The 21,316-nt window shown below is 71.7% G+C and carries 22 protein-coding genes; 8 read left to right on the top strand and 14 right to left on the bottom strand.

Features of this window, described 5'->3' with window-relative positions:
- Positions 1-112: 112 nt before the first annotated feature.
- The 3 genes from ABT324_RS09030 to ABT324_RS09020 all read right to left on the bottom strand — a co-directional run bounded on the left by ABT324_RS09030 (position 113) and on the right by ABT324_RS09020 (position 3,534).
- Positions 113-313 carry a YbdD/YjiX family protein gene (locus ABT324_RS09030; RefSeq protein WP_351174083.1) on the bottom strand — a complete coding sequence of 67 codons (201 nt, stop codon included), beginning with the start codon at positions 311-313 and terminating at the stop codon, positions 113-115.
- Positions 310-2,451 (bottom strand): carbon starvation CstA family protein, encoded by a 2,142-nt coding sequence (locus ABT324_RS09025; protein WP_351174080.1) that lies wholly within the window; start codon positions 2,449-2,451, stop codon positions 310-312. Before ABT324_RS09025 ends, ABT324_RS09030 begins: the two co-directional genes overlap by 4 nt.
- A gap of 258 nt (positions 2,452-2,709) precedes the next feature.
- Positions 2,710-3,534 carry an LLM class F420-dependent oxidoreductase gene (locus ABT324_RS09020; RefSeq protein WP_351174077.1) on the bottom strand — a complete coding sequence of 275 codons (825 nt, stop codon included), beginning with the start codon at positions 3,532-3,534 and terminating at the stop codon, positions 2,710-2,712.
- Positions 3,535-3,810: 276 nt separating this feature from the next.
- Here ABT324_RS09020 and ABT324_RS09015 point away from each other — a divergent pair, with 276 nt between their 5' ends.
- The 3 genes from ABT324_RS09015 to ABT324_RS09005 all read left to right on the top strand — a co-directional run bounded on the left by ABT324_RS09015 (position 3,811) and on the right by ABT324_RS09005 (position 6,081).
- Positions 3,811-4,302: a SigE family RNA polymerase sigma factor gene (locus ABT324_RS09015; RefSeq protein ID WP_351174074.1), complete on the top strand. Its 492-nt coding sequence runs from the start codon at positions 3,811-3,813 to the stop codon at positions 4,300-4,302.
- Positions 4,299-5,330, top strand: coding sequence for a hypothetical protein (locus ABT324_RS09010; protein ID WP_351174071.1), 1,032 nt, complete (start codon positions 4,299-4,301; stop codon positions 5,328-5,330). Before ABT324_RS09015 ends, ABT324_RS09010 begins: the two co-directional genes overlap by 4 nt.
- A gap of 94 nt (positions 5,331-5,424) precedes the next feature.
- Positions 5,425-6,081: a hypothetical protein gene (locus tag ABT324_RS09005; protein ID WP_351174069.1), complete on the top strand. Its 657-nt coding sequence runs from the start codon at positions 5,425-5,427 to the stop codon at positions 6,079-6,081.
- Between the two features lie 3 nt (positions 6,082-6,084).
- Here the strand turns inward: ABT324_RS09005 and ABT324_RS09000 are convergent, their stop codons facing one another.
- Positions 6,085-7,326: a hypothetical protein gene (locus tag ABT324_RS09000; protein ID WP_351174066.1), complete on the bottom strand. Its 1,242-nt coding sequence runs from the start codon at positions 7,324-7,326 to the stop codon at positions 6,085-6,087.
- 417 nt (positions 7,327-7,743) lie between these two features.
- Here ABT324_RS09000 and ABT324_RS08995 point away from each other — a divergent pair, with 417 nt between their 5' ends.
- Together ABT324_RS08995 and ABT324_RS08990 are read left to right on the top strand one after the other, a co-directional pair.
- Positions 7,744-8,220 (top strand): DUF3145 domain-containing protein, encoded by a 477-nt coding sequence (locus tag ABT324_RS08995; protein WP_502949720.1) that lies wholly within the window; start codon positions 7,744-7,746, stop codon positions 8,218-8,220.
- Between the two features lie 46 nt (positions 8,221-8,266).
- Positions 8,267-8,845 carry a hypothetical protein gene (locus ABT324_RS08990; RefSeq protein ID WP_351174060.1) on the top strand — a complete coding sequence of 193 codons (579 nt, stop codon included), beginning with the start codon at positions 8,267-8,269 and terminating at the stop codon, positions 8,843-8,845.
- Here ABT324_RS08990 and ABT324_RS08985 read toward each other — a convergent pair.
- A complete protein-coding gene (locus ABT324_RS08985) occupies positions 8,783-9,772 on the bottom strand; it encodes an AraC family transcriptional regulator (protein WP_351174057.1) in 990 nt (329 codons plus the stop codon). The genes ABT324_RS08990 and ABT324_RS08985 overlap by 63 nt on opposite strands.
- A 189-nt stretch (positions 9,773-9,961) precedes the next feature.
- Between ABT324_RS08985 and ABT324_RS08980 the strand changes: the two genes are divergently transcribed.
- Complete coding sequence (locus ABT324_RS08980; protein WP_351174054.1) at positions 9,962-10,801, top strand: NAD(P)H-binding protein; 840 nt, start codon at positions 9,962-9,964, stop codon at positions 10,799-10,801.
- 399 nt (positions 10,802-11,200) lie between these two features.
- On the opposite strand, the gene ABT324_RS08975 is transcribed toward ABT324_RS08980, so the two are convergent.
- The 5 genes from ABT324_RS08975 to ABT324_RS08955 all read right to left on the bottom strand — a co-directional run bounded on the left by ABT324_RS08975 (position 11,201) and on the right by ABT324_RS08955 (position 16,053).
- On the bottom strand, positions 11,201-12,445 hold the full coding sequence (locus tag ABT324_RS08975) for a beta-ketoacyl-[acyl-carrier-protein] synthase family protein (RefSeq protein ID WP_351174051.1): 1,245 nt from the start codon (positions 12,443-12,445) through the stop codon (positions 11,201-11,203).
- Complete coding sequence (locus tag ABT324_RS08970; RefSeq protein WP_150070414.1) at positions 12,442-12,681, bottom strand: acyl carrier protein; 240 nt, start codon at positions 12,679-12,681, stop codon at positions 12,442-12,444. The genes ABT324_RS08975 and ABT324_RS08970 overlap by 4 nt, the downstream gene beginning before the upstream one ends.
- A 63-nt stretch (positions 12,682-12,744) precedes the next feature.
- A complete protein-coding gene (locus ABT324_RS08965; RefSeq protein WP_351174048.1) occupies positions 12,745-13,725 on the bottom strand; it encodes a beta-ketoacyl-ACP synthase III in 981 nt (326 codons plus the stop codon).
- Complete coding sequence (locus tag ABT324_RS08960; RefSeq protein ID WP_351174045.1) at positions 13,722-14,642, bottom strand: ACP S-malonyltransferase; 921 nt, start codon at positions 14,640-14,642, stop codon at positions 13,722-13,724. The genes ABT324_RS08965 and ABT324_RS08960 overlap by 4 nt, the downstream gene beginning before the upstream one ends.
- Before the next feature lie 196 nt (positions 14,643-14,838).
- Positions 14,839-16,053, bottom strand: a complete 1,215-nt coding sequence (locus tag ABT324_RS08955) for a PucR family transcriptional regulator (RefSeq protein WP_351174042.1) — start codon at positions 16,051-16,053, stop codon at positions 14,839-14,841.
- A 247-nt stretch (positions 16,054-16,300) separates the two neighbouring features.
- Here ABT324_RS08955 and ABT324_RS08950 point away from each other — a divergent pair, with 247 nt between their 5' ends.
- A complete protein-coding gene (locus ABT324_RS08950; protein WP_351174039.1) occupies positions 16,301-17,020 on the top strand; it encodes a mechanosensitive ion channel family protein in 720 nt (239 codons plus the stop codon).
- 166 nt (positions 17,021-17,186) lie between these two features.
- The gene (locus ABT324_RS08945; protein WP_351174036.1) at positions 17,187-18,074 is read left to right on the top strand and encodes a peptidoglycan recognition protein family protein; all 888 of its coding nucleotides are present in this window, start codon (positions 17,187-17,189) and stop codon (positions 18,072-18,074) included.
- Positions 18,075-18,077: 3 nt separating this feature from the next.
- Here ABT324_RS08945 and ABT324_RS08940 read toward each other — a convergent pair whose 3' ends face one another.
- The 4 genes from ABT324_RS08940 to ABT324_RS08925 form a co-directional block, all read right to left on the bottom strand.
- A complete protein-coding gene (locus ABT324_RS08940) occupies positions 18,078-18,701 on the bottom strand; it encodes an antibiotic biosynthesis monooxygenase (RefSeq protein ID WP_351174033.1) in 624 nt (207 codons plus the stop codon).
- A gap of 20 nt (positions 18,702-18,721) precedes the next feature.
- The gene (locus ABT324_RS08935; RefSeq protein ID WP_351174030.1) at positions 18,722-19,570 is read right to left on the bottom strand and encodes an NAD(P)H-binding protein; all 849 of its coding nucleotides are present in this window, start codon (positions 19,568-19,570) and stop codon (positions 18,722-18,724) included.
- A 158-nt stretch (positions 19,571-19,728) separates the two neighbouring features.
- The gene (locus ABT324_RS08930; RefSeq protein ID WP_351174027.1) at positions 19,729-19,962 is read right to left on the bottom strand and encodes a DUF3263 domain-containing protein; all 234 of its coding nucleotides are present in this window, start codon (positions 19,960-19,962) and stop codon (positions 19,729-19,731) included.
- Positions 19,959-21,242 carry an MFS transporter gene (locus ABT324_RS08925; protein ID WP_351174024.1) on the bottom strand — a complete coding sequence of 428 codons (1,284 nt, stop codon included), beginning with the start codon at positions 21,240-21,242 and terminating at the stop codon, positions 19,959-19,961. Before ABT324_RS08925 ends, ABT324_RS08930 begins: the two co-directional genes overlap by 4 nt.
- Between the last annotated feature and the right edge of the window lie 74 nt (positions 21,243-21,316).

Below are 21,316 nucleotides of genomic sequence, written 5' to 3'. Positions count from 1 at the left end.
TGGTTTTCCACCGCAGCGCCCAACCCGCCCCGTCCCACGGCTGGCGACCTCCGCTGGGCAGCAGGAAGGGCACCCCACGCCGGGTGGCGGGAGGTGCCCTTCGCCTCGTCTGTCAGCAGCAGCGGGAGCCGGGGGTGGCGTCCTGGCGGTCGACGTGGCGGCGCCAGAACTCCCGCTCCCCGAGTGGCTCCTCGCCCGGGTGGTTGCGGCGGTGGTGGTCGAGGTAGCGCTCGTAGGCGTTCTCACCCACCACCCCGCGCATGATCTGCCAGGCCGTGCGGGCGGTGCCGCGCAGCCTGGTCAGGACCGTCATGTGCCCGCTCCGGCCTTCGCCGCCTCCTGCTCCTGCTGGATGCGGCGCTCCTCGGCCGTCGGGATCAGCCCGGACGGGGCCCACAGCTCCGACTCGACGTGCGGTTCCTCGGTGGTCGGCAGCGGCTCGGAGGCGCGCAGCGCCTTGATCCACACGCGGACCGCGTCCACCAGCACGATCAGGATCAGCACCGCGAACAGGATGCTCAACACGCCGTCCACGGTGGAGTTGACCACGACCTTCTGCATCTCCTCCACGGTGTGCGCGGTGCCCTTGCTGGTCTCCCCGGCGTCCAGGGCGGCCTGGTAGGCGGCGCGCTGCGCGAAGAAGCCGATCTTCGGGTCGGCGGAGAAGATCTTCTGCCAGCTCGCGGTCAACGTGACCGCCGCGTCCCAGGCCAGCGGGACCAGCGTGACCCACGCGTACTTCGCCCGCCCCGACTTGATCAGCACCGTGGTGGCCACCGCCAGCGCCACCGCCGCCAGCAGCTGGTTGGCGATGCCGAACAGCGGGAACAGCTGGTTGATGCCGCCCAGCGGGTCGTTCACACCCGCCCACAGGAAGTAGCCCCAGGCGCCGACGATCACCGCGCTGGCGAGCCAGTTGCCCGGCTTCCAGCTCACGTCGCCGAAGCGCTTCCAGACGTTGCCGACGGTGTCCTGCAGCATGAACCGGCCGACCCGGGTCCCGGCGTCCACCGTGGTCAGGATGAACAGCGCCTCGAACATCACCGCGAAGTGGTACCAGAACGCCTTCATCGCATCCCCGCCGATGACCTGCGAGAACACCTCGGACAGGCCAACCGCCAGGGTCGGTGCGCCGCCGCTGCGGCCGACCAGCGTCTCCTCGTCCACCGCCGCCGCGGCCGCGGCCAGCTGCTCGGGTGAGATCTGGAAGCCCAACCCGGCCACCGCCTGCGACGCCGACTCCAGCGTCTCGCCCAGCGCGGTGGCGGGCATGTTCATCGCGAAGTACAGGCCGGGGTCGATGATGCACGCCGCGGCCAGCGCCATGATCGCCACGAACGACTCGGTGAGCATGCCGCCGTAGCCGATGACCCGGACCTGCGACTCCTTCTCCAGCAGCTTCGGCGTGGTGCCCGAGGACACCAGCGCGTGGAAGCCGGAGAGCGCACCGCAGGCGATCGTGATGAACACGAACGGGAACAGCGAACCGGAGAACACCGGCCCCTCGCCGTTGAGCGCGAACTCGGTGATCGCCTCGGTCTTCATCGCCGGCAGCGCCACCAGGATCGACACCGCCAGCATCGCCACCACACCGACCTTCATGAAGGTGCTCAGGTAGTCGCGCGGCGCCAGCAGCATCCACACCGGCAGCACCGAGGCGATGAACCCGTAGATGATCAGCGCGAAGGTCAGCTGGTTGCCGGAGAGGGTGAAGAACCCGGCCAGCGCCGAGTCGGCCACCCAGCTGCCCGCGACGATGCTCAGCAGCAGCAGGGCGACGCCGATCACCGAGGTCTCGACGATCTTGCCCGGCCGCAGGTACCGCAGGTAGAAGCCCATGAACAGGGCGATCGGGATGGTCATGCCGATGGAGAAGGTGCCCCACGGCGAGCCCTTCAGCGCGCCGACCACGACCAGCGCCAGCACCGCCAGCAGGATGATCATGATGGCCAGCACCGCGATCAGCGCCGCGATACCGCCCACCGGACCGATCTCCTCGCGGGCCATCTGCCCGAGGCTGCGGCCGTTGCGGCGGGTGGAGAAGAACAGCACCACCATGTCCTGCACGGCACCGGCGAAGATGACGCCGACGATGATCCAGACGGTGCCCGGCAGGTAGCCCATCTGCGCGGCCAGCACCGGGCCGACCAGCGGACCGGCCCCGGCGATCGCGGCGAAGTGGTGCCCGAACAGCACCCGCCGGTCGGTGGGCTGGAAGTCGGTGCCGTTGTTCAGCCGCTCGGCCGGGGTTGCGCGGGTGTCGTCGGCCCGGAGCACCTTGTAGGTGAGGAATCGCGCGTAGAAGCGGTACCCGATCGCGTAAGAGGCGAGGGCCGCGAAGACCAGCCAGGCCGCGGAGATCTCCTCACCGCGGCTCAGCGCGATGATGCCCCAGGCGACCGCGCCGACGATCGCCACCAGGACCCAGGTGGCGATCTCCTTGGGCGTCATCTTGCGTTTCCGAGCTGCCCCAGAGCTCGGCTCCGTGTTCGTTGCCACCGTCCTCGGACTCCATTCCTGCGGATGCGCGCTGCGCGGGAGGTCAGGTGCGCAGCAGAGACGAGGATCGGCGCGCGCGTGCGGAATGTCCAGCCCGTGGCACGGAAGTAACCAGGATGTAAGACGCGGCGCAGCAGGGCACGCGGCGTCGGCGGTCCGGCGTCGCGGCCTCCGTCGAATTCAGGTGTTCACCTCCGACGGGAATCGCGGTCAGCGCAGGCGTGCGGCGAGTTCGGCCAGTTCGTCGAGGACGCGGAGGGTGTCGTCCCGGCCCTGGGTGGGCAGCAGGAACAACGTGCGGTCGACGTCGGCCGCGGCGTAGGACTCGATGACCGACTGGTCGCGCGGTGCGCCGTACACCGAGACCGGCACCCGCCAGCCCGCCCGGTCGCGCACCTCGGGCACCAGCGCGTCGAGGTTCTCCGTGCCGCCGCGCGGCAACCAGCCACCGCCGTACTCCGCGACCCGCGCGATCGCCCGCTCGCTCTCCCCGCCGACGTAGATCGGCGGGTGCGGCCGCTGGACCGGCTTCGGCCACGAGTAGATCGGGTCGAAGTCGACGTGGGTGCCGTGGAACTCCGCAGCCTCCTCGGTCCAGATCGCGCGCATCGCCCGGATCCGCTCGTCCATCAGCGCGCCGCGGGTCGCCGGGTCCGTGCCGTGGTTGCGCATCTCCTCGCGGTTCCACCCGGCACCCACCCCGAACAGGAACCGGCCACCCGAGACCAGGTCCAGGCTGGCCACCTCCTTGGCGGTGGTGATCGGGTCCCGCTCCACGACGAGGGCGATCCCGGTGGCCACCAGCAGGCGCTCGGTGGCCGCCGCGGCCGCGGTCAGCGCGACGAACGGGTCCAGCGTCCGGTAGTAGATCCGCGGCAGGTCGCCGCCCATCGGGTAGGGCGTCTCCCGGCTCGCCGGGATGTGCGTGTGCTCGGCGACGAACAGCGCGTCGAAGCCCCGCTCCTCCAGTGCCCGGCCGAGGTCGGCCGGGCTGATGCCCTCGTCGGTGATGAACGCGGAAACGCCGAACTGCATCGGGTCCTCCCCGGGTCTTGGACCAGCTGCGGTAGACGGTAGTGCGGGCAGGGGGAGTCGGCATGATCCATCCGGGTGCGGGCACCTGCGCAAAAGCGCCACGAGATGATCAACAGCGACTGCATCGGTAAACTCCGCCGCCGGGCTGGGTGGCGTCGATCGACAACGAGTGGAAACCGGTCGCAACCACGGAGGGGGTCTTGCGCGTCGTGCAGAGATGTGACGGTGTCGATCGCATTGCCCGCAACCGCCCGGCCGGGCGACGGGCTGGCGGCAATGGATGAACTGACGAGCAAGCTCACCGACCTCTACCAGGAGCACTACAAGCAGCTGCTGCGCATCGCCGTCCTGCTGGTCGACGACCGGGCCTCCGCGGAGGACATCGTGCAGGACGCCTACGTGCGGGTGTTCGACTCGCGCACCAGGTTGCGCGATCCGGACAAGGCGCTGGCGTTCCTGCGGCAGGCGGTGCTCAACCGGGCTCGCTCGATGCTGCGGCGGCGCCTGGTCGCCAAGAAGTACCAGCCCAAGCTCGCCACCCAGGACTGCCAACCGGACGACACCGGGCGCGGCGTCGACCGCGCCGTGCTGGCGGCCGCGCTGGCCAAGCTGCCGCGTCGGCAGCGGGAGGCCGTCGTGCTGCGCTACTACGCCGACCTCAGCGAGTCCCGCACCGCCGAGGTGATGGGATGCAGCCGAGGCGCGGTGAAGTCGTACTGCTCGCGGGGCGTCTCGCGACTGTCTGAGCTGCTGGGGGAGCGGGTGTGAAGGACGGCAACAGCACGTGGGACGTGGAAGTGGTGCGCACGCAGCTGCACCGGTTGGTCGATGACGTCGAACCCAGCCCCGACGCGCTGCCCAAGGTGCTCGCCGCCGCGCGGCGGCGGAAGCCGAGCCGCCGCCCGCTGTTCGCGGCGGTCGGCGCGGTGGCCGCGGCGGCGGTGGCGCTGGTCGTGGCGGTGGCGGTCCTGCCCGGTCAGCAGCAGCCCACGCCGGTCAGCGTGCAGCCCAACAGCTACCTGGCAGCGCCCGAGCCCGGGGTGATCGCCTCGTTCGACATCTACTCCGGTCGGCAGAACGGGGTGCTCTCCGACATCCCCGGTGCCGACCCGGAGGTGCTGGCCACCGACCGGCACCGGGTGCTCGCGGTGACCACCACGAGCGGCGGCAGGCAGCTCGTCGAGGTGGCCGCGGACGGTGCCAAGCAGGTGCTGCCGGTGCCGATCGGTGACGCCCGGCTGCTGACCGCGGGCGGCGGGCAGGTCGCCTACCAGGACGGTGACGCGGTGGTGGTGCTGCGCGGCGAGCAGCAGCAGCGCATCGCGCTCCCGCCCGGGATGCGGGTGGACGACCTCGCCCTGTCCGACAGCGGTCAGTTGGCACTGCTGGCCACCGAACCCGGCCGCGACCAGGCGTCCGTGCTGGTGCTCGCCGCGGGGGCGAACTCGCTGACCGACCACGTCGAAGCGGCGTCCGACGGGTGCAGCCCGGTGGCGATCGCCTGGACGAGGGGGGACATCGCCGCGCTGGAACCACCGGCCTGCGGCGCCGGGCAGGCGCGGGTGGCCACCTACGCCACCGACAGCGGTCGCAAGCTCGGCGCTGGCGTTCCGTTCCAGGCCCCGGAGCTGACCGCGGGCACCGCCCGGCTGTCCGCCGACCCGCTCGGGCGGTTCCTGGTCTCCACGGACGGGCGCGGGCAGTGGCTGGTCGACGGGTCCGCGGTGCGCCCGCTGCCACCGTCCTGCGCCAGCAGCGGGGTCTGCACCTCCGGCCCAGGCACCTTCTGGAGCTGACCGCAACACGCCCCCGATCTGATCAATCCCCGCCCCCGCGACCACCGCTGGCCGACCATCGTTTCCGCCGCCGACATCGACGACAGGGGTGGTTGTGCAAGCGCGACAACGGGAACTGGCGCGGTTGTACCGGGCCGCGCTGGACCGACCACGGTGGCAGCAGGTGCTGGCCTTCGCCGTGTCGCTGTGGTCGCTGGTCTGGATCCTCGGCCAGTTCACCACCCGACCGGACCGCCCCAGCGCGCTGGACGTCCTAGGCCACTTCGTCGAACGCCTCGGCCTGGCCACCGGTGCCTGGTCCGAGCGCCTGTCGGAGGCGTGGCAGAGCGGTGGTGCCGGGCTCGCGGTGCTCGGCGGCCTGCTGTGGGCGGCGACCACCGAGCGCGGCCAGCTCCCCGCGCTGCTCGGCTGGGTCGCGGTGATGGTCGGCGCGGAGCGCCTCGGCTACCAGCCCGCGGTGTTGCTGGCGGTGGGGACGATGGTGTGCTTCGTGGTCGTCCTCTGGTTGGCGGCGCTGATGAGCAGCGGCTTCGTCGACCGGCAGGCGGTGCTGCTGCCGCGCGACGTCCTGCGCGCCGGGGTGACGGCGGCGGCGCTGTCGGCGGTGGTTCCGCTGTTCGCCCCGGCGTTCTTCCTGAACCGGCTGGGACGGCCCTACCTCACCAAGCCCCCGCGCCGCCTCTTCCCCGATCGAGCGGCCATCCCCGAACAAGCGACCCGCGAGGAGGCCCGAGAACCCGAACGCCCCTGACCGTCAGGGGCGCGGCGTGAGGCGCAGGGCTCGTTCGGCGAGGGCGCGGAGGGCGACGTCGTCCGGGTTGGAGGAGCGGTGGCGCCAGACCGTCTGCACGATCCGGACCTCGGCGCCGCTCTGCTGCGCGACCTGGGCAGCGTCGTCGAAGCCGTCCGGTCCGCCCGGCCACCCGCGGCCCTCGGCCACCAGGTCGGTGATCCCACCGGTCCCGGCTTCGGAGGCCAGGTTCCGGAGCTCCCGCGCCGACTGCTCGTCGGGCAGCTCGACGATCGCGACCGACACCGCGGCGGGCCTGCCCTCCACCTGGGTCTCGAACACCGCGCGCGTCAGCTTCCGGCACGGCCGCTGCTCGAACCAGCGCTGGACGTCGCCGAAGGAGTGCGAGGCGCAGGTCTGCTCCCGGTCGGTCACCCGCTGCGCGAACTCCACGCCGTCGACCCGCTGGACCGGCGGCGCGGGTGGTCGTGGGCTGGCGGTGGGGCGGCCGAGCGTCAGCCACCCGACCAGTGCGCCGCACAGCAGCACCAGCGCCGCAGCGGTCGCGATCAGCGCCGTCCGGCGGGGCAACCGGTCCGCCGCCGCGGGTTCGGTGAACTTCGGGATCAGCATCGTGTCCGCGGTGGCCAGGTCGGTCTCCGCCGATTCCGGGAAGCCTTCCTCGACCAGGTCAGCGGTGCTGAGCCGGCACTCCTCGTCGAGCACCTCCAGCAGCCGCTGCGCGGGTTCGACTGGGCAGGACCGCTCGTAGGTGGCCAGCTCGCGGGCGGCGGCCAGGATCGCGGTCGTGTTCGGCGAGACGACCCGGACCCCGCGGTGCAGGTCCGTGGTGGGCTGGGTGACCTGGCCGGCGTAGGGGCCGACGACCACCACGGCGGCGACCGGCAGCGGTTCCAGCCCGCGCGACTGCAGGCTGCGGGCCAGCGCGGCGGCGGACTCGAGGCCCTCCAACCCGGGGTTGACCGCGCCTTCGGAGCGCACCAGCGGCCAACCGTCCACTGTCCACGGTGTCCGCAGCGGGGCTTCCACCTTCAGCGCCGGTTCGGGCAGGTCCACGCCGAGCACCACGACCACACCGCGGGGCAGCACGACCACCGCGTCCAGCGGGCGGGGGGCGCCCGGTGGACGGCAGCCGAACACGGCGACCCCGCCCAGCACCGAGCGCCCGGCGCCCCACGCGGAGATGGCCGCCCGGATGTCGGCGCCGACCTTGGTCGGTTCCGCACCGAGCCGCACGAGTCGCATCAGGACCTCCCCTTCCCGAGCCCGGCGAGCGCACCTTCCCAGGGGTCCTGACGTTAGTCGGGCGGTCCGGGGGTTGTCGCGGAGATCCAATATTCGTCCGATCGAGTGGTATCCGCCACTCCCTCGACCCTGGTCGGTTGGTGCTTCTGAGTGGTGATGGGGCGCGTGCGCGCCCCTGGGATCTGCGGTTTCGCCTGATCGGAGCAGTCGGAGCCGCGCGGCGGCCCGCAACCCGGGACCCCGCACCGCCGCGGTGGGATGCGGCGTTCTGGTGGCGGAGCACGTCACGGGCGATGCAAAATGACGCCGCATCTGTTGATCGTCGTGTTCACGAGGTCGTAGGGGAAGACGTCCCTCGTCGAACAGCGGAGGTCAGCAGTGAGCACCCGTGGCAGCGACCGTGGCCACACCGCTGGTGTGGTCTACGTCCACTCGTCGCCGTCTGCGGTCTGCCCGCACGTCGAGTGGGCGATCTCTGGCGCACTCGGCATCCGGACGGAACTCCGCTGGACGGCCCAACCGGCAGCCCCAGGGCAACTCCGCGCGGAGTGCAACTGGACGGGCGAGCCGGGTACCGGCGCACGCCTCGTCACCGCGCTGCGCGCGTGGCCGATGCTGCGCTTCGAAGTCACCGAGGACCCCAGCCCCGGGGTGGACGGGCAGCGGTTCTGCCACGCCCCCGGCCTGGGTCTGTGGCGTGCCTGCACCAGCGCCAACGGCGACATCGTGGTCAGCGAGGACCAGCTGCGCACCCTCGCGGCCAACGCCAAGGGGCCGGAGGCCTTCGCGCACCGGGTGGACCAGCTGCTGGGCGCGGCCTGGGACGACGCGCTCGAACCGTTCCGCCGCGCGGGCGACGGGGCGCCGGTCACCTGGTTGCACCGCGTCGGCTGACCGGAACCGGTACGGCCGCTGATCGCGGTGTGCGAAGCTTGGGGCCGTGCGTTCCTGGGTGAAGTGGGGTCTGCCGGTTTCCGTCGTCGCGCTGCTGGCGGGTGCCGGTGGTGGTGTGGTCCTGGCCGAGCAGGTCTACCGGGAGCCGGTGCCGACGAACGCCCCGTCGCAGCCGGCCGGTGACCCGGGCTGGGCGGTCCGGAGCGTCGAGGGCGTGCTCTACACGACGGGCGCGGTCGAGCACCCCGACCAGCGCGAGGTGCAGAAGCTGCTGGACAACCACTTCCGGTCGATCAACACCCGCGACTACGACCTGTGGAAGTCCACAGTCGTCCCGAGCAAGTGGGACGAGCTGCCCCGGGACAAGTGGTCCGAGGCCTACGACTCCACGGAGGACATCGACATCGTCGTGCACCGGCTCGACCCCGGCCCGGACGGGGCGCTGCTGGCGCTGCTGACCTTCAAGAGCATCCAGGACCCGCGGGACGCACCCCCGGACATGCCCTACCCCTGCCTGGAGTGGAACCTGGTGTACCCGATGGTCGTCACCGACTCGGGGCGGTCACTGCGCCTGGACACCAGCAAGCTCCCCAACAGCGCCCTCCGCCGCCCCTGCGAGCAGTGACCCGCGCCGATACTCCTGCGGGCTGGTGCCGTACCGCCGCTTGAAGGCGTTGCTGAGCGCGAACGCGCTCCCGTAGCCGACCTGCCGGGCGACGGCGCCGATCGTCGCGTCGGACTCCCGCAGCAGGTCGGCGGCCAGCGCGAGCCGCCAGGAGGTCAGGTACGTCATCGGTGGCTCGCCGACCAGCTCGGTGAAGCGCCGCGCGAAACCGGCCCGCGACACCCCGCAGCGCGCCGCCAGCCCGGCCACCGTCCACTGGTCCGCCGGGGCGTCGTGGATCAGCTGCAGCGCCTGGCCCACCACCTCGTCGCACTGCGCGCTGTACCAGGCCGGGGTGCGGTCCGGCGAACCGGCGAACCAGGTCCGCAGGGCGTTGATGAGCAGCAGGTCGAGCAACCGGTCCAGCACGGTCTCCTGGCCCGGCGCGTTCTTGCTGATCTCCGCGGCGAGCAGGTCGACCAGCGGGGTGTCCAGCGACTCGTGCCGGACCGCGGCGAGCCCGGGCAGCTCGGTGAGCACCCGGTCGCTGATCTCGCCGACCACCTGGTACGTGCCGGTCAGCAGGGTCGTCGTCCCGGACAGCCCCGCGCCCCAGGTGCGGACGCCGAGGTCGGACAGGCCGTCGAGCGGTTCACCGGTCGGGCTGGAGCACCGCTGCCCTGGGTTGATCACGACCTGCCAGGGGGTCGCCGGGTCGTCGGCGACCGTGTAGGGGTGTGGACCGCGCACCAGCGCGACGTCACCTGGCGACAGCGGCACCGGCTCGGCGCCGTCGGGCGTGATCCAGGCCGATCCGCGCACCACCGCGACCAGGGTCAGCGGTGCCTGGTCCTGGATGCGCAGCGACCACGGAGGTTCGAGGATCGAGCGGAGGAGGAATGCGCCGCGCGCCCGCGGCCCGTCCAGCAACCCGGCCAAGGTGTCCACGGCACGAGCTTATGGCCCGACGCGGCGCTCCCGGAGTCCTCTCAGGGCCCGTGGTTGCGCGACCTCCATGGAAATCGTGGGTCGGAATTCCATCGGGATCGTGGCGGAACTCCCGGGGCTGGACGATCGATTATGGAGTGTGGACACTGAGTCATGGATCGTCCAGAGAAGGGCGGCTTGACTGGGGGCATGGCAGACAACGAACAGAAGCCCGTGCTCGTCCTCGGCGCCACCGGTCGGACCGGTCGCCGCGTCGTCGAGCGCCTCACGTCCATGGGACGACCGGTCCGCACCGGGTCCCGCTCGGCGACACCGCCCTTCGACTGGACCGACCGCACCACCTGGCCCGCGGTGCTGACCGGTGTCGGTGCGGTGTACGTGTCCTACCAACCCGACCTGGCCGTTCCGGGGGCCGTCGAGGCGGTGCGGGAGTTCGCCGAGCTGGCGGTCCGCAGCGGGGTGCGGCGGCTTGTGCTGCTGTCCGGACGTGGGGAGGCCGGAGCGCAGCGGGCCGAGGCGGCGGTCCAGGGGGCCGGTGCCGAGTGGACGGTGGTGCGGGCGGCCTGGTTCCAGCAGAACTTCAGCGAGGACTTCCTGGTGGACGGGGTGCGCGCGGGGGAGGTCGCGCTGCCGGTCGGTGCGGTCGGGGAGCCGTTCGTCGACGCCGAGGACATCGCCGACGTCGCCGCCGCCGCGCTCGCCGAGCACGGGCACGCGGGGCAGGTGTACGAGGTGACCGGACCGCGGCTGCTCACCTTCGCCGATGCCGTCGGCGCGATCGCCGCCGCCACCGGCCGGGACATCGCCTTCTCCACGGTCAGCCCGGAGCAGTACCGGGCGGGGATGACCGAGCACGGTGTGCCGCCGGAGGTGGTGTCCTTGGTGGAGCACCTGTTCGCCGAGGTCCTCGACGGCCGCAACGCGCATCTGGCCGACGGGGTCCAGCGAGCCTTGGGCCGCGAACCCCGGGACTTCACCGACTACGCCCGCCGAACCGCCGCGACCGGCGTCTGGAACCCGGTCTCCTGACCCCCTCCGGGCGAACCACAGTTTCAGTTGAGACCGCAGACCCCGGTGTGCCGGGGAGCCGGAGGTTGTGGACGAACCGTCTGGGGTTTCGCGATTCCAACGAGGTGATCTCACCGGACCCGCAGAGGCGAGTCGCCGGACGCTTCACAGTTTCAACTGAAACTGTAATCACCGGTGTGTCGGGCACCCGACACGCCGGTGATGTGTCGGGACGCTTTCACTGAGATCACCCGATGGGAATCGGACGTCTGATCGCCACTGGAATCGCATTTACCCACCGCAAGTCCACGGCAGGAACCCGAACACCCGAACAGCTTCGGCCAGGGGGTGTGGAAAGGGGGAGGGTGGAATGCGAGAAAGCGGGCTGAGGCGTGCTCAGCCCGCTTCCGGTGCTCGCGGTCAGGCCCTGGCGAAGGCGAGGGCCACGTTGTGGCCACCGAAGCCGAAGGCGTTGTTGATCGCAGCGGTCTGCTCCACGTGGCGCGGCTTGTCGGCGACCACGTCGAGCTCGACCTTCGGGTCCTGCTTGTCCATGTTCCGGGTCGCCGGGATGACGCCGTGCTGCAGGGAGAGGATCGTGATGATGCTCTCCACCGCACCGGCCCCGCCGACCAGGTGGCCGAGGGAACCCTTCGGCGCGGTGACCACCGCGTCCGCACCGATGGCCTGGCGCACCGAGTTGGCCTCACCGACGTCGCCGACCACGGTCGAGGTCGCGTGCGCGTTGACGTGTCCGATGTCCGACGGCTCCAGGTCGGCGCTGCGCAGCGCCTTGCGCATCGCCCCGATCTGGCCGCGGCCGTCCGGGTGGCTGCCGGTGATGTGGTAGGCGTCGGAGGTGATTCCGGTGCCCGCCAGCCGGGCGTAGATCCGCGCGCCGCGCGCCTTGGCGTGCTCCGCGCTCTCCAGGACGATCACCCCGGCGCCCTCGCCCATCACGAACCCGTCGCGGTCGACGTCGAACGGGCGGGAAGCCCGGTCCGGGTCGTCGTTGCGGGTGCTCAGGGTCCGGGCTTGGGCGAACCCGGCGATGGTGATCGGGTGGATGCAGGCTTCCGCGCCACCGGCCACCACGACGTCCGCGTGCCCCTGCTGGATCATGTCGAAGCCCTTGGCCAGGCCCTCGGCGCCCGACGCGCAGGCCGACGCGGGGGAGTGCACCCCGGCGCGGGCCCGCAGGTCCAGGCTGACCATCGCGGCCGGGCCGTTGGGCATCAGCATCGGGACGGTCAGCGGCGAGACCTTCCGCAGCCCGTGCTCCTCCAGCAGGTCGTCCTGCTGCAGCAGCGTCAGCGGGCCGCCGATGCCGGTGCCCAGCGCCACCCCGAGCCGGTCCGGGTCGACCGGCTCGGACTCGTCGGACGGCAGCTCGAAACCGGCGTCCGACCACGCCTCCCGGGCGGCGATGACGGCGATCGCCTCGCAGCGGTCCATCCGGCGCAGCTGCACCCGGGGCAGCACGTCGGCGGGCTCCACCGCCAGCGGCGCACCGATCTTGGCGGGCAGCTCGAAGCGGTCGAGCCACTCCGCCTCGAGGCGCTTGATGCCGGTGGCGCCGTTCAGCACTCCGTCCCAAGTGGACGCGACGTCGCCGCCCAGCGGCGTCGTCGCGCCCAGCCCGGTGATGACGACTTCGGTCGTCATGCGTTCTTGGTGATGTAGTCCACCGCATCACCGACGGTCTTGAGGTTGGCCAGCTCGTCGTCCGGGATCTTCACGCCGAACTTGTCCTCGGCCTGCACGGCGATCTCGACCATGGACAGGGAGTCGATGTCGAGGTCGTCGACGAAGGACTTGTCGACGGACACCTCTTCGGCGTCGACACCGGCGACCTCTTCGACGATCGCGGCCAGACCCTTGGTGATTTCCTCGTTGGACACGGTGTTCCTTCCTGGTACTTGCGTTCCTCACCGCGGGCTTGCGGCCCCGCGGCAGCTTGGGGGTCAGGGGCAGACGGCGACCTGGGCGGAGTACGACAGCCCGGCCCCGAAGCCCACGAGCAGCATCACGGCACCGCTGGGGATCTCCCCAGCACCCCGCATGTGGTCGATGGCCAGCGGGATGGACGCCGACGACGTGTTGCCGGAGTAGACGATGTCACGGGCGACCACGAGGTCGTCACGCGCACCCTGGCTCTGCAGCTTCCTGGCGATGGCCTCCACGATCCGCAGGTTCGCCTGGTGCGGCACCAGGACGTCCACGTCGGACAGCTGGAGCCCGGCCGCCTCGACCGCGCGGGCCGCGACCGGGGCGATCTGGGTGGTCGCCCACCGGAAGACCGCCTGGCCCTCCTGGTAGATGTACTTGCCCTCGCGCAGGTAGATGGTGTCGACCAGGTCGCCCGCGCTGCCCAGCACGGCGGGGCCGAGCTCGGGCTCCTCGGCCGGACCGACCACCGCGGCACCCGCGCCGTCGGCGAAGATGATGCAGTTGGCGCGGTCCTGCCAGTCCAGCCACTCCTGGAACCGCTCGGAGCCGATGACCAGCACGTTGCGGGCCGAACCGGCGCGCACCGCGTCCGAGGCGGCGGAGAGCGCGTAGACGAACCCGGCGCACGCGGCGTTGACGTCGAAGGCGCCCCGGGCCTTGATGCCGATCTGGTCGGCGACCTGGGCCGCGGCGTTCGGGATGCCGCCCGGCATGGTGCAGGTGGCCACGATCACCTGGTCGATGTCCGAGGGGGCCAGGCCGGCGTCGGCGACTGCCTTGGCCCCGGCCTCGACGGCCATGTTGACCACGGTCTGGCTGTCGTCGCCGAGGCGGCGGTGGATGATCCCGACGCGCTGGCGGATCCACTCGTCGTTGGTGTCGACGATCTTGGCCAGGTCGTCGTTGGTGACGATCCGGTTGCCCTGCGTGCTGCCGAAGCCGAGCAGCCGGGTGCCCGCCGGAGTGGGGTTCTGGGCGATGCGGGGCTTGGTCACTCGTCGCTCCCGAGCAGGTCGGCGACCTTGTCCAGGTCGGCGGGGGTCTTCAGAGCGACGGTCTTGACGCCCTTGAGTTCACGGCGCACCAGGCCGCTGAGGGTGCCCGCGGGCGGGAGTTCCACGACGGCCTCGACACCGCGCTCGGCCAGGGTCGCCATGCAGCTGTCCCAGCGCACCGGGTTGGTCACCTGGGAGACCAGGTGGCGCAGGACCTCGGTCGCGCCGGTGAGGACCGAGCCGTCGGCGTTGGACAGCAGCGGCAGCGCGGCGTCGCGCGCGTTGACCTGCTCGGCGTGCTTGGCCAGGGTTTCCTGCGCGGGCGCCATGAAGCGGGTGTGGAAGGCACCGGCGACCGGCAGCGGGCGGACGCGGGCTCCGGCCGGCGGTTCCGCGGCGAGCTGCTCGAGCGCGGGCAGCCGCCCGGCGGCGACGATCTGACCAGCGCCGTTGCGGTTGGCCGGGTCCAGGCCGAGCTGATCGAGGTGGGTCACCACGTTGTCGGGTTCACCGCCGAGCACGGCGGACATCCCGGTGGGCTCCAGCCCGCACGCGGCGGCCATCTCGCGGCCGCGGACTGCCGCCAGCGCGACCGCGTCGTCGGCGTCCAGCGCTCCGGCGACCGCTGCGGCGGCCAGCTCGCCGACGGAGTGCCCGGCGACCGGGGTGCCGTCCGGCACGGTCACGCGGCGGCGCAGCTCCTCGGCGGCGATCAGCGACAGCGCCACCACCAGCGGCTGGGTGACCGCAGTGTCCTTGATCTCATCGGCCTCGGCGGTGGTGCCGAGGCGGACCAGGTCCAGGCCGGTCAGCTCGGACCAGGCGCCGAGCCGTTCGGCGACACCGTCCAGCTCGAGCCACGGGTTGAACATCCCTGGGGTCTGCGACCCCTGTCCAGGGGCTAGAAGCGCGATCACCCTTGCTACTGAACACGTCGTGATGCGCTCGGAGTGATGCCGAGACAGACGAAGTCCGGAGCGCAATCTTGTGGGGTGTCTACAACCCGGTCCCGCGCGGGGGCGGGCAGGAGGGCGAATCGTTGTCGGCTGTGTTCGGTCGGTGACACATCGGTGAAAAACGGTAAAGCCCTGGTACTGGACGTGACGGCTGTGCTCACCAGAGGCCGCGCGCCTTGGCCAACCTGCCGACCGCCAACCCCACCCGCAGGACGTGCGCGTCGCGGGCGTTGGACGGCGTGCGGCCCGTGAGTTCCGCCACCCTCCGCAGCCGGTACCGGACGGTGTTGGGGTGCACGTACAGCTGCCGCGCGCAGTTCTCCAGCACGCCGCCGACCTCGAGGTAGGTGTCGACGGTCTCCATCAGCGCCCCACCGGCGTCCACCAGCGGCAGCACGATCCGCTCGACCAGCTGCCGCTCGGCCTCCGGGTCGCCGGCCAGCGCCCGCTCTGGCAGCAGGTCACCGGCGGGCACCAGGCGCGGTGCGGTCGGCCAGGCCACCACGGCGCGCAGCGCGGACATCGCGTCCGCGGCCGACCGGTGCGCCTCGGCCAGGTTGGACACGGTCGGCCCGACGACCACCGGGCCCTCGTCGAACGCCTCGGTCAGCCGCGCCGCCGCCTCCTCGTCGGAGCGCTCCTCACCGGAGCTGCCGAAGACGACCACGAGCCGACTGCCCTGCACCCCGAGCAGCACCGGGCAGCCGAGCCGGGCTGCGCGGCTGCGCACCTGGTAGACGATGGTCGGCGGGTCGTCGGAGGGGGCGTTGCCGACCAGCACGGTCGCCTCTGAGGAGGGCTCCCAGCCCAGTGCCGCGGCGCGGGAGAGCAGCGATTCCTCGGCGTCACCGCGCACGATCCCGTCGACGACCAGCGCCTCCAGCCGCGCGTCCCACGCGCCGCGCGCCTCCGCGGCGGCCGCGTAGGAGGTCGCCGCGGCGAAGGCGATCTCGCGGGTGTAGCGCAGGATCGACTCGGTCAGCAGGGTGCGCTCGTGCTGCTGGTCGGCCAGCTCCGGGAGCTGCTGCTCGAACACGTCGATGGCGACCCGCACCAGCTCCAGGGTCTGCCGGAGGCTGACCCAGCGGGACAGGTCGCGCGGGGCGGCGCGGAAGGCCTCGGCGGTCAACCGGATCGCCTCGGTCGGGTCCTGCAGCCAGGCCACGAAGTTGGACACGCCGGTCTGGGTCACCAGCAGCACGCTGGCCCGCTGGTCAGCGGGCAACCGGCGGAACCACGGCAGCCGCTGCTCCATCGCGCCGACGCTGGCCCCGGCCAGCCCACCCGAAGCGCGTTCCAGGCGGCGGAGGGTGGGTGCGGAGATCTGCCGTCGCGCACCACTGTCCCGCTCACCTGCGCGTTCGGTACTCATGCCTCCCAGAATCGCACGCCGCCGATCAGCTCCGGCGGGCACCGGTTGACCGGTGCGGGCGGGCTCACACCGCAGAACGGCGGAAAAGGCGCATAACGACCGGTGCTGACCCGCGGTGATTCCACCTAATCCATTAGGGGAATCAATTCGCCCGTTCGAGGCGGTCTTTCGGTTTGTCGATCAGCCGAATAGCAGAAACGATCACCCATTGACCACCGCCGTTCGGCTTCCCCCCCGAGGTGACATCGTGGATACCTTGCAAAACGGATTGGCCCAGGCCTGGGCCAGCATCGCCACATTCGTGCCCAAGCTCGTCATGTTCCTGATCATCCTGCTGATCGGCTGGTTGATCGCCAAGGGCGTCTCGAAGGCCCTCCAGGTGCTCTTCGTCCGGCTCGGTTTCACCCGGCTGCTCAAGCGCGCCGGGCTGGCCGACCTGGCGGCCAAGACGCAGATCGACCTCGGCGGGCTGCTGATCAAGGTCGTCTACTACTTCATCCTGCTGATCTTCCTGCAGCTCGCGCTCGGCGCCTTCGGCCCCAACCCGGTCAAGGACCTGATCGACCAGATCGTGCTGTTCCTGCCCCGCGTGCTGGTCGCGATCGTGCTGGTGCTGGTGGCTGCCGCGGTGGGCCGGGTGGTCGCCGACCTGGTGCGCAGCGCGCTGGGCAGCCGCCCGATCAGCGGTGTGCTGGGCAAGATCACCTTCGGCTTCATCGTGGCCCTCGGCGTGATCGCCGCGCTGAACCAGATGGGCATCGCGCTCACCGTGACCACGCCGGTCCTGGTCACCGTGCTGGCCACCGTCGGTGGCGTGATCGTCGTCGGCGTCGGCGGCGGTCTCATCCGGCCGATGCAGCAGCGCTGGTCGAAGTGGCTGACCGACGTGGAATCCGAGTTCAGCACCAGGAAGGGCGCGGGACCGGGCCCGGAGCAGGACCCGAACCCCGGGACCAGCGGGCTCTGAACCCCGCGGCGCTGGTTGACCAGCGTGGCGGTGGCTCACTGGATCGATCGAAGGTCGGGACTCACCCGTTGGGTGGGTCTCGACCTTTTTCACGCACTTGGCCGTGGTCGCACGCACCCGTTCGCGACACCATGAGGGAACAGATCAAGCCAGGAGAGTGATCAGGTTGGCATTGCCCCTCGTCTGGCTGGCGGACGCCCTGCGCGAGGCCGGGCTGGCGGTGGTCGAAACCGACGGCTGGCGGGAGCGCACCGCCACCTCGGGGCCGCAGCCAGCACCGGTCGGCGTGCTGGAGCACCACACCGCCACGCCCGCCTCCTACGACAACCCGGCGCCCAGCGTCCAGCTGTGCATCGACGGCCGCCCCGACCTCGCCGGACCGCTGTGCCACGCGGTCATCGGCTTCGACGGGGTGGTGCACATGATCGCCGCGGGCCGCGCGAACCACGCGGGCGAGGCGAAGGCGTCCGGCCCGAACCCGGGAGGCGACGGCAACACCCTCTACGTCGGCTTCGAGTGGGACTACCAGGGCGTCGACCAGGGCCCCAGCCCGGAGCAGCACGCGGCCGCGCTGACGGCGACCCGGGTGGTGCTGGAGCGGTTGGGGCGCCCGGCGGACGCCGCGCGCGGCCACAAGGAGACCAGCGTCACCGGCAAGATCGACCCTGGTCACGTGGACATGGACCGGTTCCGCGCCGAACTCGGGAACAAGGACCAGGAGGACCAGATGACCCCGGAGCAGGAGGCGATCCTGCGGCGCCTGGAGCACGAGCTGCTCGGGCCCCGCGGGCCGAACGGCGAGATCCAGGGCTGGCACACCGAGCTCGGGCCGCGGACCATCGTCGCGATGCTGGTGGACCTGGTGAACACCGTGGTGGCCAAGCAGGCGCCGGACATCCCGGCGCAGGCCGGTGCGGGGGACCCGGAGGCGATCAAGAAGGCGTTCCAGGCGCTGCCGCCGGACCAGGCGGCGCCGCTGCTGGCCGAGCTGGTCCGCATCCAGCACGACCGCCAGCTCACCCCGGAGCAGTACGCGCAGCGCCCCCAGCCGTAGGGGTCAGCGGCTCAGCCAGGTGGTGAACCGCTTGAACCCGATCAGCTCCAGCCCCGGTGTGCTGCCGATGAGCTGCGGGACGTCGTGGTCGGCCTGCAGGTTGTTCGCCACGACCGCGCGGTGCGCGGCTTCGTCGACGAACTCCGCGTAGTTGACCACCCGGGTGCCGTCGGTGCTGATGTGGAAGTGGTTCGAGATCATCCCGGCCGGGGGCGCCACGTCCGTCCGCCGCGCGAAACCGGGTTCCTCGTCCAGCAGCGTGTCGACGAACCGCCGCGCGGTGTCGTGGCTGTCGGACCGGAACCGCACGGCCACCACGCAGCCCGGTCGGTCCTGGCTGAGCACGAGGCTCCGGTACCGGTGGAACGCAACCGCCCGCGCGGTGCGGTCATCCGGTGCGGTGCGCAGGTGCTCCTCGCAGGAGGCCTGGTCGGACCACTGCGAGTAGTGCAGGAGGGTGCTGCCGTCGGTGCCCACCAGGACGGTGTGCGAGAGCAGGCCGGTCGGCTGGTTGGCGACGTCCGCGGCGGCCCGCGCCGCCGCGAGCTGCCGTTCCGGCGCCTCGGACCACTCGCCGACGAGCACGAGTCCGGCGTCGGCGCGGGTGATGTCGGGCAGGTCGTTCATCTCGGCGGTACCTCCTGGGATCAGCTGAAGTCGGCGGTGTGGTCGGCGACCCACTGCCGGAAGGTCTTGGCCGGTCGGCCGGTGACGTCCCGCACGGTGCTGGTCACGAGGCCTGGGGTGCGGGCGAGTTGGGCGTAGCCGTCGAGCGCTGCTTCGGCGACTTCGCGCGGCGAGCCGGGGAACATCTTGGCGGCGGCCTCGGCGCGTGGGATCTCCTCCCAGCGCAGCGGCCGGCCCAGGGCTTCACCGATGATGCGCACCTGGTCCGCCTGCGTGAGCAGCTCCGGTCCGGTGAGCGTGTGCTTGGCCCCGTGGTGTCCGCTGCTGGTCAGCGCTTCCACGGCGACTGCGGCGATGTCGCGCTCGTGGATTGGCGACAGCTGGGCTTCGCCGAAGGCTCCGCGCACCACTCCGCCCGCGCGGATCTCCGGCGCCCAGGACAGCACGTTCGTCGCGAACGCGTGCGGTCGGAGGAAGGTCCAGTCCAACTCGGAGTGCTCGATCTGCTGCTCGACCTCGGCGTGGAACTGGGCGATCGGGCCGTGCTGCTCGGCCACGTCGTCGCGCACCGCGCCGGAGGAGACGAAGACGATCCGCCGGGCGTGCTGGCCGATAGTCTCGATGATCGCCGGGTTGGCCGGGACCGTGGCGAAGGGCCAGACCAGCAGCACCGAGTCGACCTCCCGCGGCGCGGCGCGCAGGCTCGGCAGGTCGGTCAGGTCGCCGCGCACCGCCTCCACCCCGCTCGGCAGCGCAGCCGGGTTCCGGGCCATCGCGCGGACGTCCGCCCCCGCGCCGTGCAGCAGGTCGACGGCGTGCCGTCCGATGTTGCCGGTCGCACCGATCACCAGGGTCCTGTCGTGGGACATCGCAGCTCCACCTGTCGCTTCGGAGGGCGGCGATCCGCCGCCCGAAAGTAAAGTACAACATGTAGTGCACTTAATGCAACGAGCGTTGTACTTCGACGGGGCGGGGATGCATCGTCAGCGCGCCCGTTCCCGGCGGGCGGGCGCGGTGGTGGGGTGAGTCAGCGGTCGCGGGAGATGCGGCGCTGGGCGCGCTGGTCCCGGCGGTCCAGCAGGCGCTTGACCAGCGCGGGCTGCTGCTTCAGGGCCTCGGGTTCGTCCAGCAGGCGGTTCAGCCGCTGGTAGTAGCGGTTCGGGGAGAAGCCGAAGCGCTCCTGGATGACCCGCTCCTTGTTGCCCTGGTACTGCCAGTGCTCGAGCTCGAAGGCGAGGATCGCGTGATCGGTGTCGTTCATCCGGCGTCCCCCTCCTGCGACGAGCTGCTGATCGAGTCTACCGGTGGGCGCACGCGTGTTCGATCGGCCGTCCGGAGGGCGTTGCTCACACCCGCGCGTGCGGGCTCCCGGTCCTCCGCTCGCGAGCGCAGCGCGACGAGGTGCCTGGTCAGCGCCGCGCCCGCGAGCAGCGCCACCAGCCCGCACACGCCCGGCCAGCCGAAGTACGTGAAAGCCCGCACCCCGAGCCAGGATCCGGCGCTGCCGCCGAGGAAGGCGCAGGTCATGTAGGCCGTGTTGAGCCTGCTGCGGACCTCCGGTCGCAACGCGTAGATCCGCACCTGGTTGGCGACCATGCCCGACTGCATGGTCACATCGAGCAGCAGCGTGCCCAGCACGAGGCACGCCAACCCCGGCACTCCGCCGAAGGTGCCGCCGACGAGCACCGCGGCCGCGGCGATGGTGCCGATCATGCAGGCGAGGTTGACGACGTCCGGGCCCCGCCGATCCGCCTGGCGGCCGGCGACCGGGGTGCAGACCATGGTCGCCGCGCCGACCACCGCCAGCGCGCCGACGGCCGGTGCGCCGAGACCGTAGGTCGGGCCGGTGAGCAGCAGCGCCACCCCGGTCCAGACCGCGGTGAAACCGGCGAACACCATCGCCTGGTAGAAGCACGAGCGCCGCAGCTCCGGCTCGGTGCGCAGCAGCCGCAGCGCTTCGCCGAGCAGCGCCGGGTAGCGCTGCGTCGACGGCGGTTGCGTGCTCGGCACCGCGAACGCCAGGACCCCGGCGATGAGCAGCACGAGCACCGCGGCCACCAGGTACGGCGCCCGCCAGCCGAGCCACTCGCCGAGCGTGCCGCCGAACGCGCGGGACAGCAGCATGCCGCCGATCGACCCGCTCAGCAGCATCCCGATGACCGTGCCGCGCCGGTCCTCGCTCACCAGCCCGGCGGCCAGCGGGCTGACCAGCGGCGCGATCACGGTCGTGGTGCCGATGAGCGCGCTGGCTGCCACGAGCGGCGGGAGCGACGGAGCAGCCGAAGCGGCCAGCAGGCCCACGCCCGTGGCGACGAGCAGGCCCGCGATCAACTTCCGGTACGGCACCCGGTCGCCGAGCGGCACCAGCAGGAAGATGCCGACCGCGTAACCGAGCTGCACGGCCGTGGCGACCAGCGCGGCCACCTCGGGCGGCACGTCCAGACCGGCCGCGACCAGCGGGCTGACCGCCTGCGGGAAGTAGATGTTGCCCACGCTGATCCCGCAGGTCACGGACAGCAGCAGGACGAGCAGGCGGCTCACCGGTCGGGCTCGCGCAGGTCGGCAGAACTGGGCATGGGATTAAGATCCGGTCCCCGCGGGCGGCGGCACAAGCG

Origin of the sequence: Saccharopolyspora sp. NPDC000359 (genome assembly GCF_040300525.1) — a bacterium.
In the GTDB taxonomy this organism is placed as follows: domain Bacteria; phylum Actinomycetota; class Actinomycetes; order Mycobacteriales; family Pseudonocardiaceae; genus Saccharopolyspora.
Note: the sequence above shows the minus strand (reverse complement) of the source record. Positions and strands in the feature narration are given on the sequence as shown.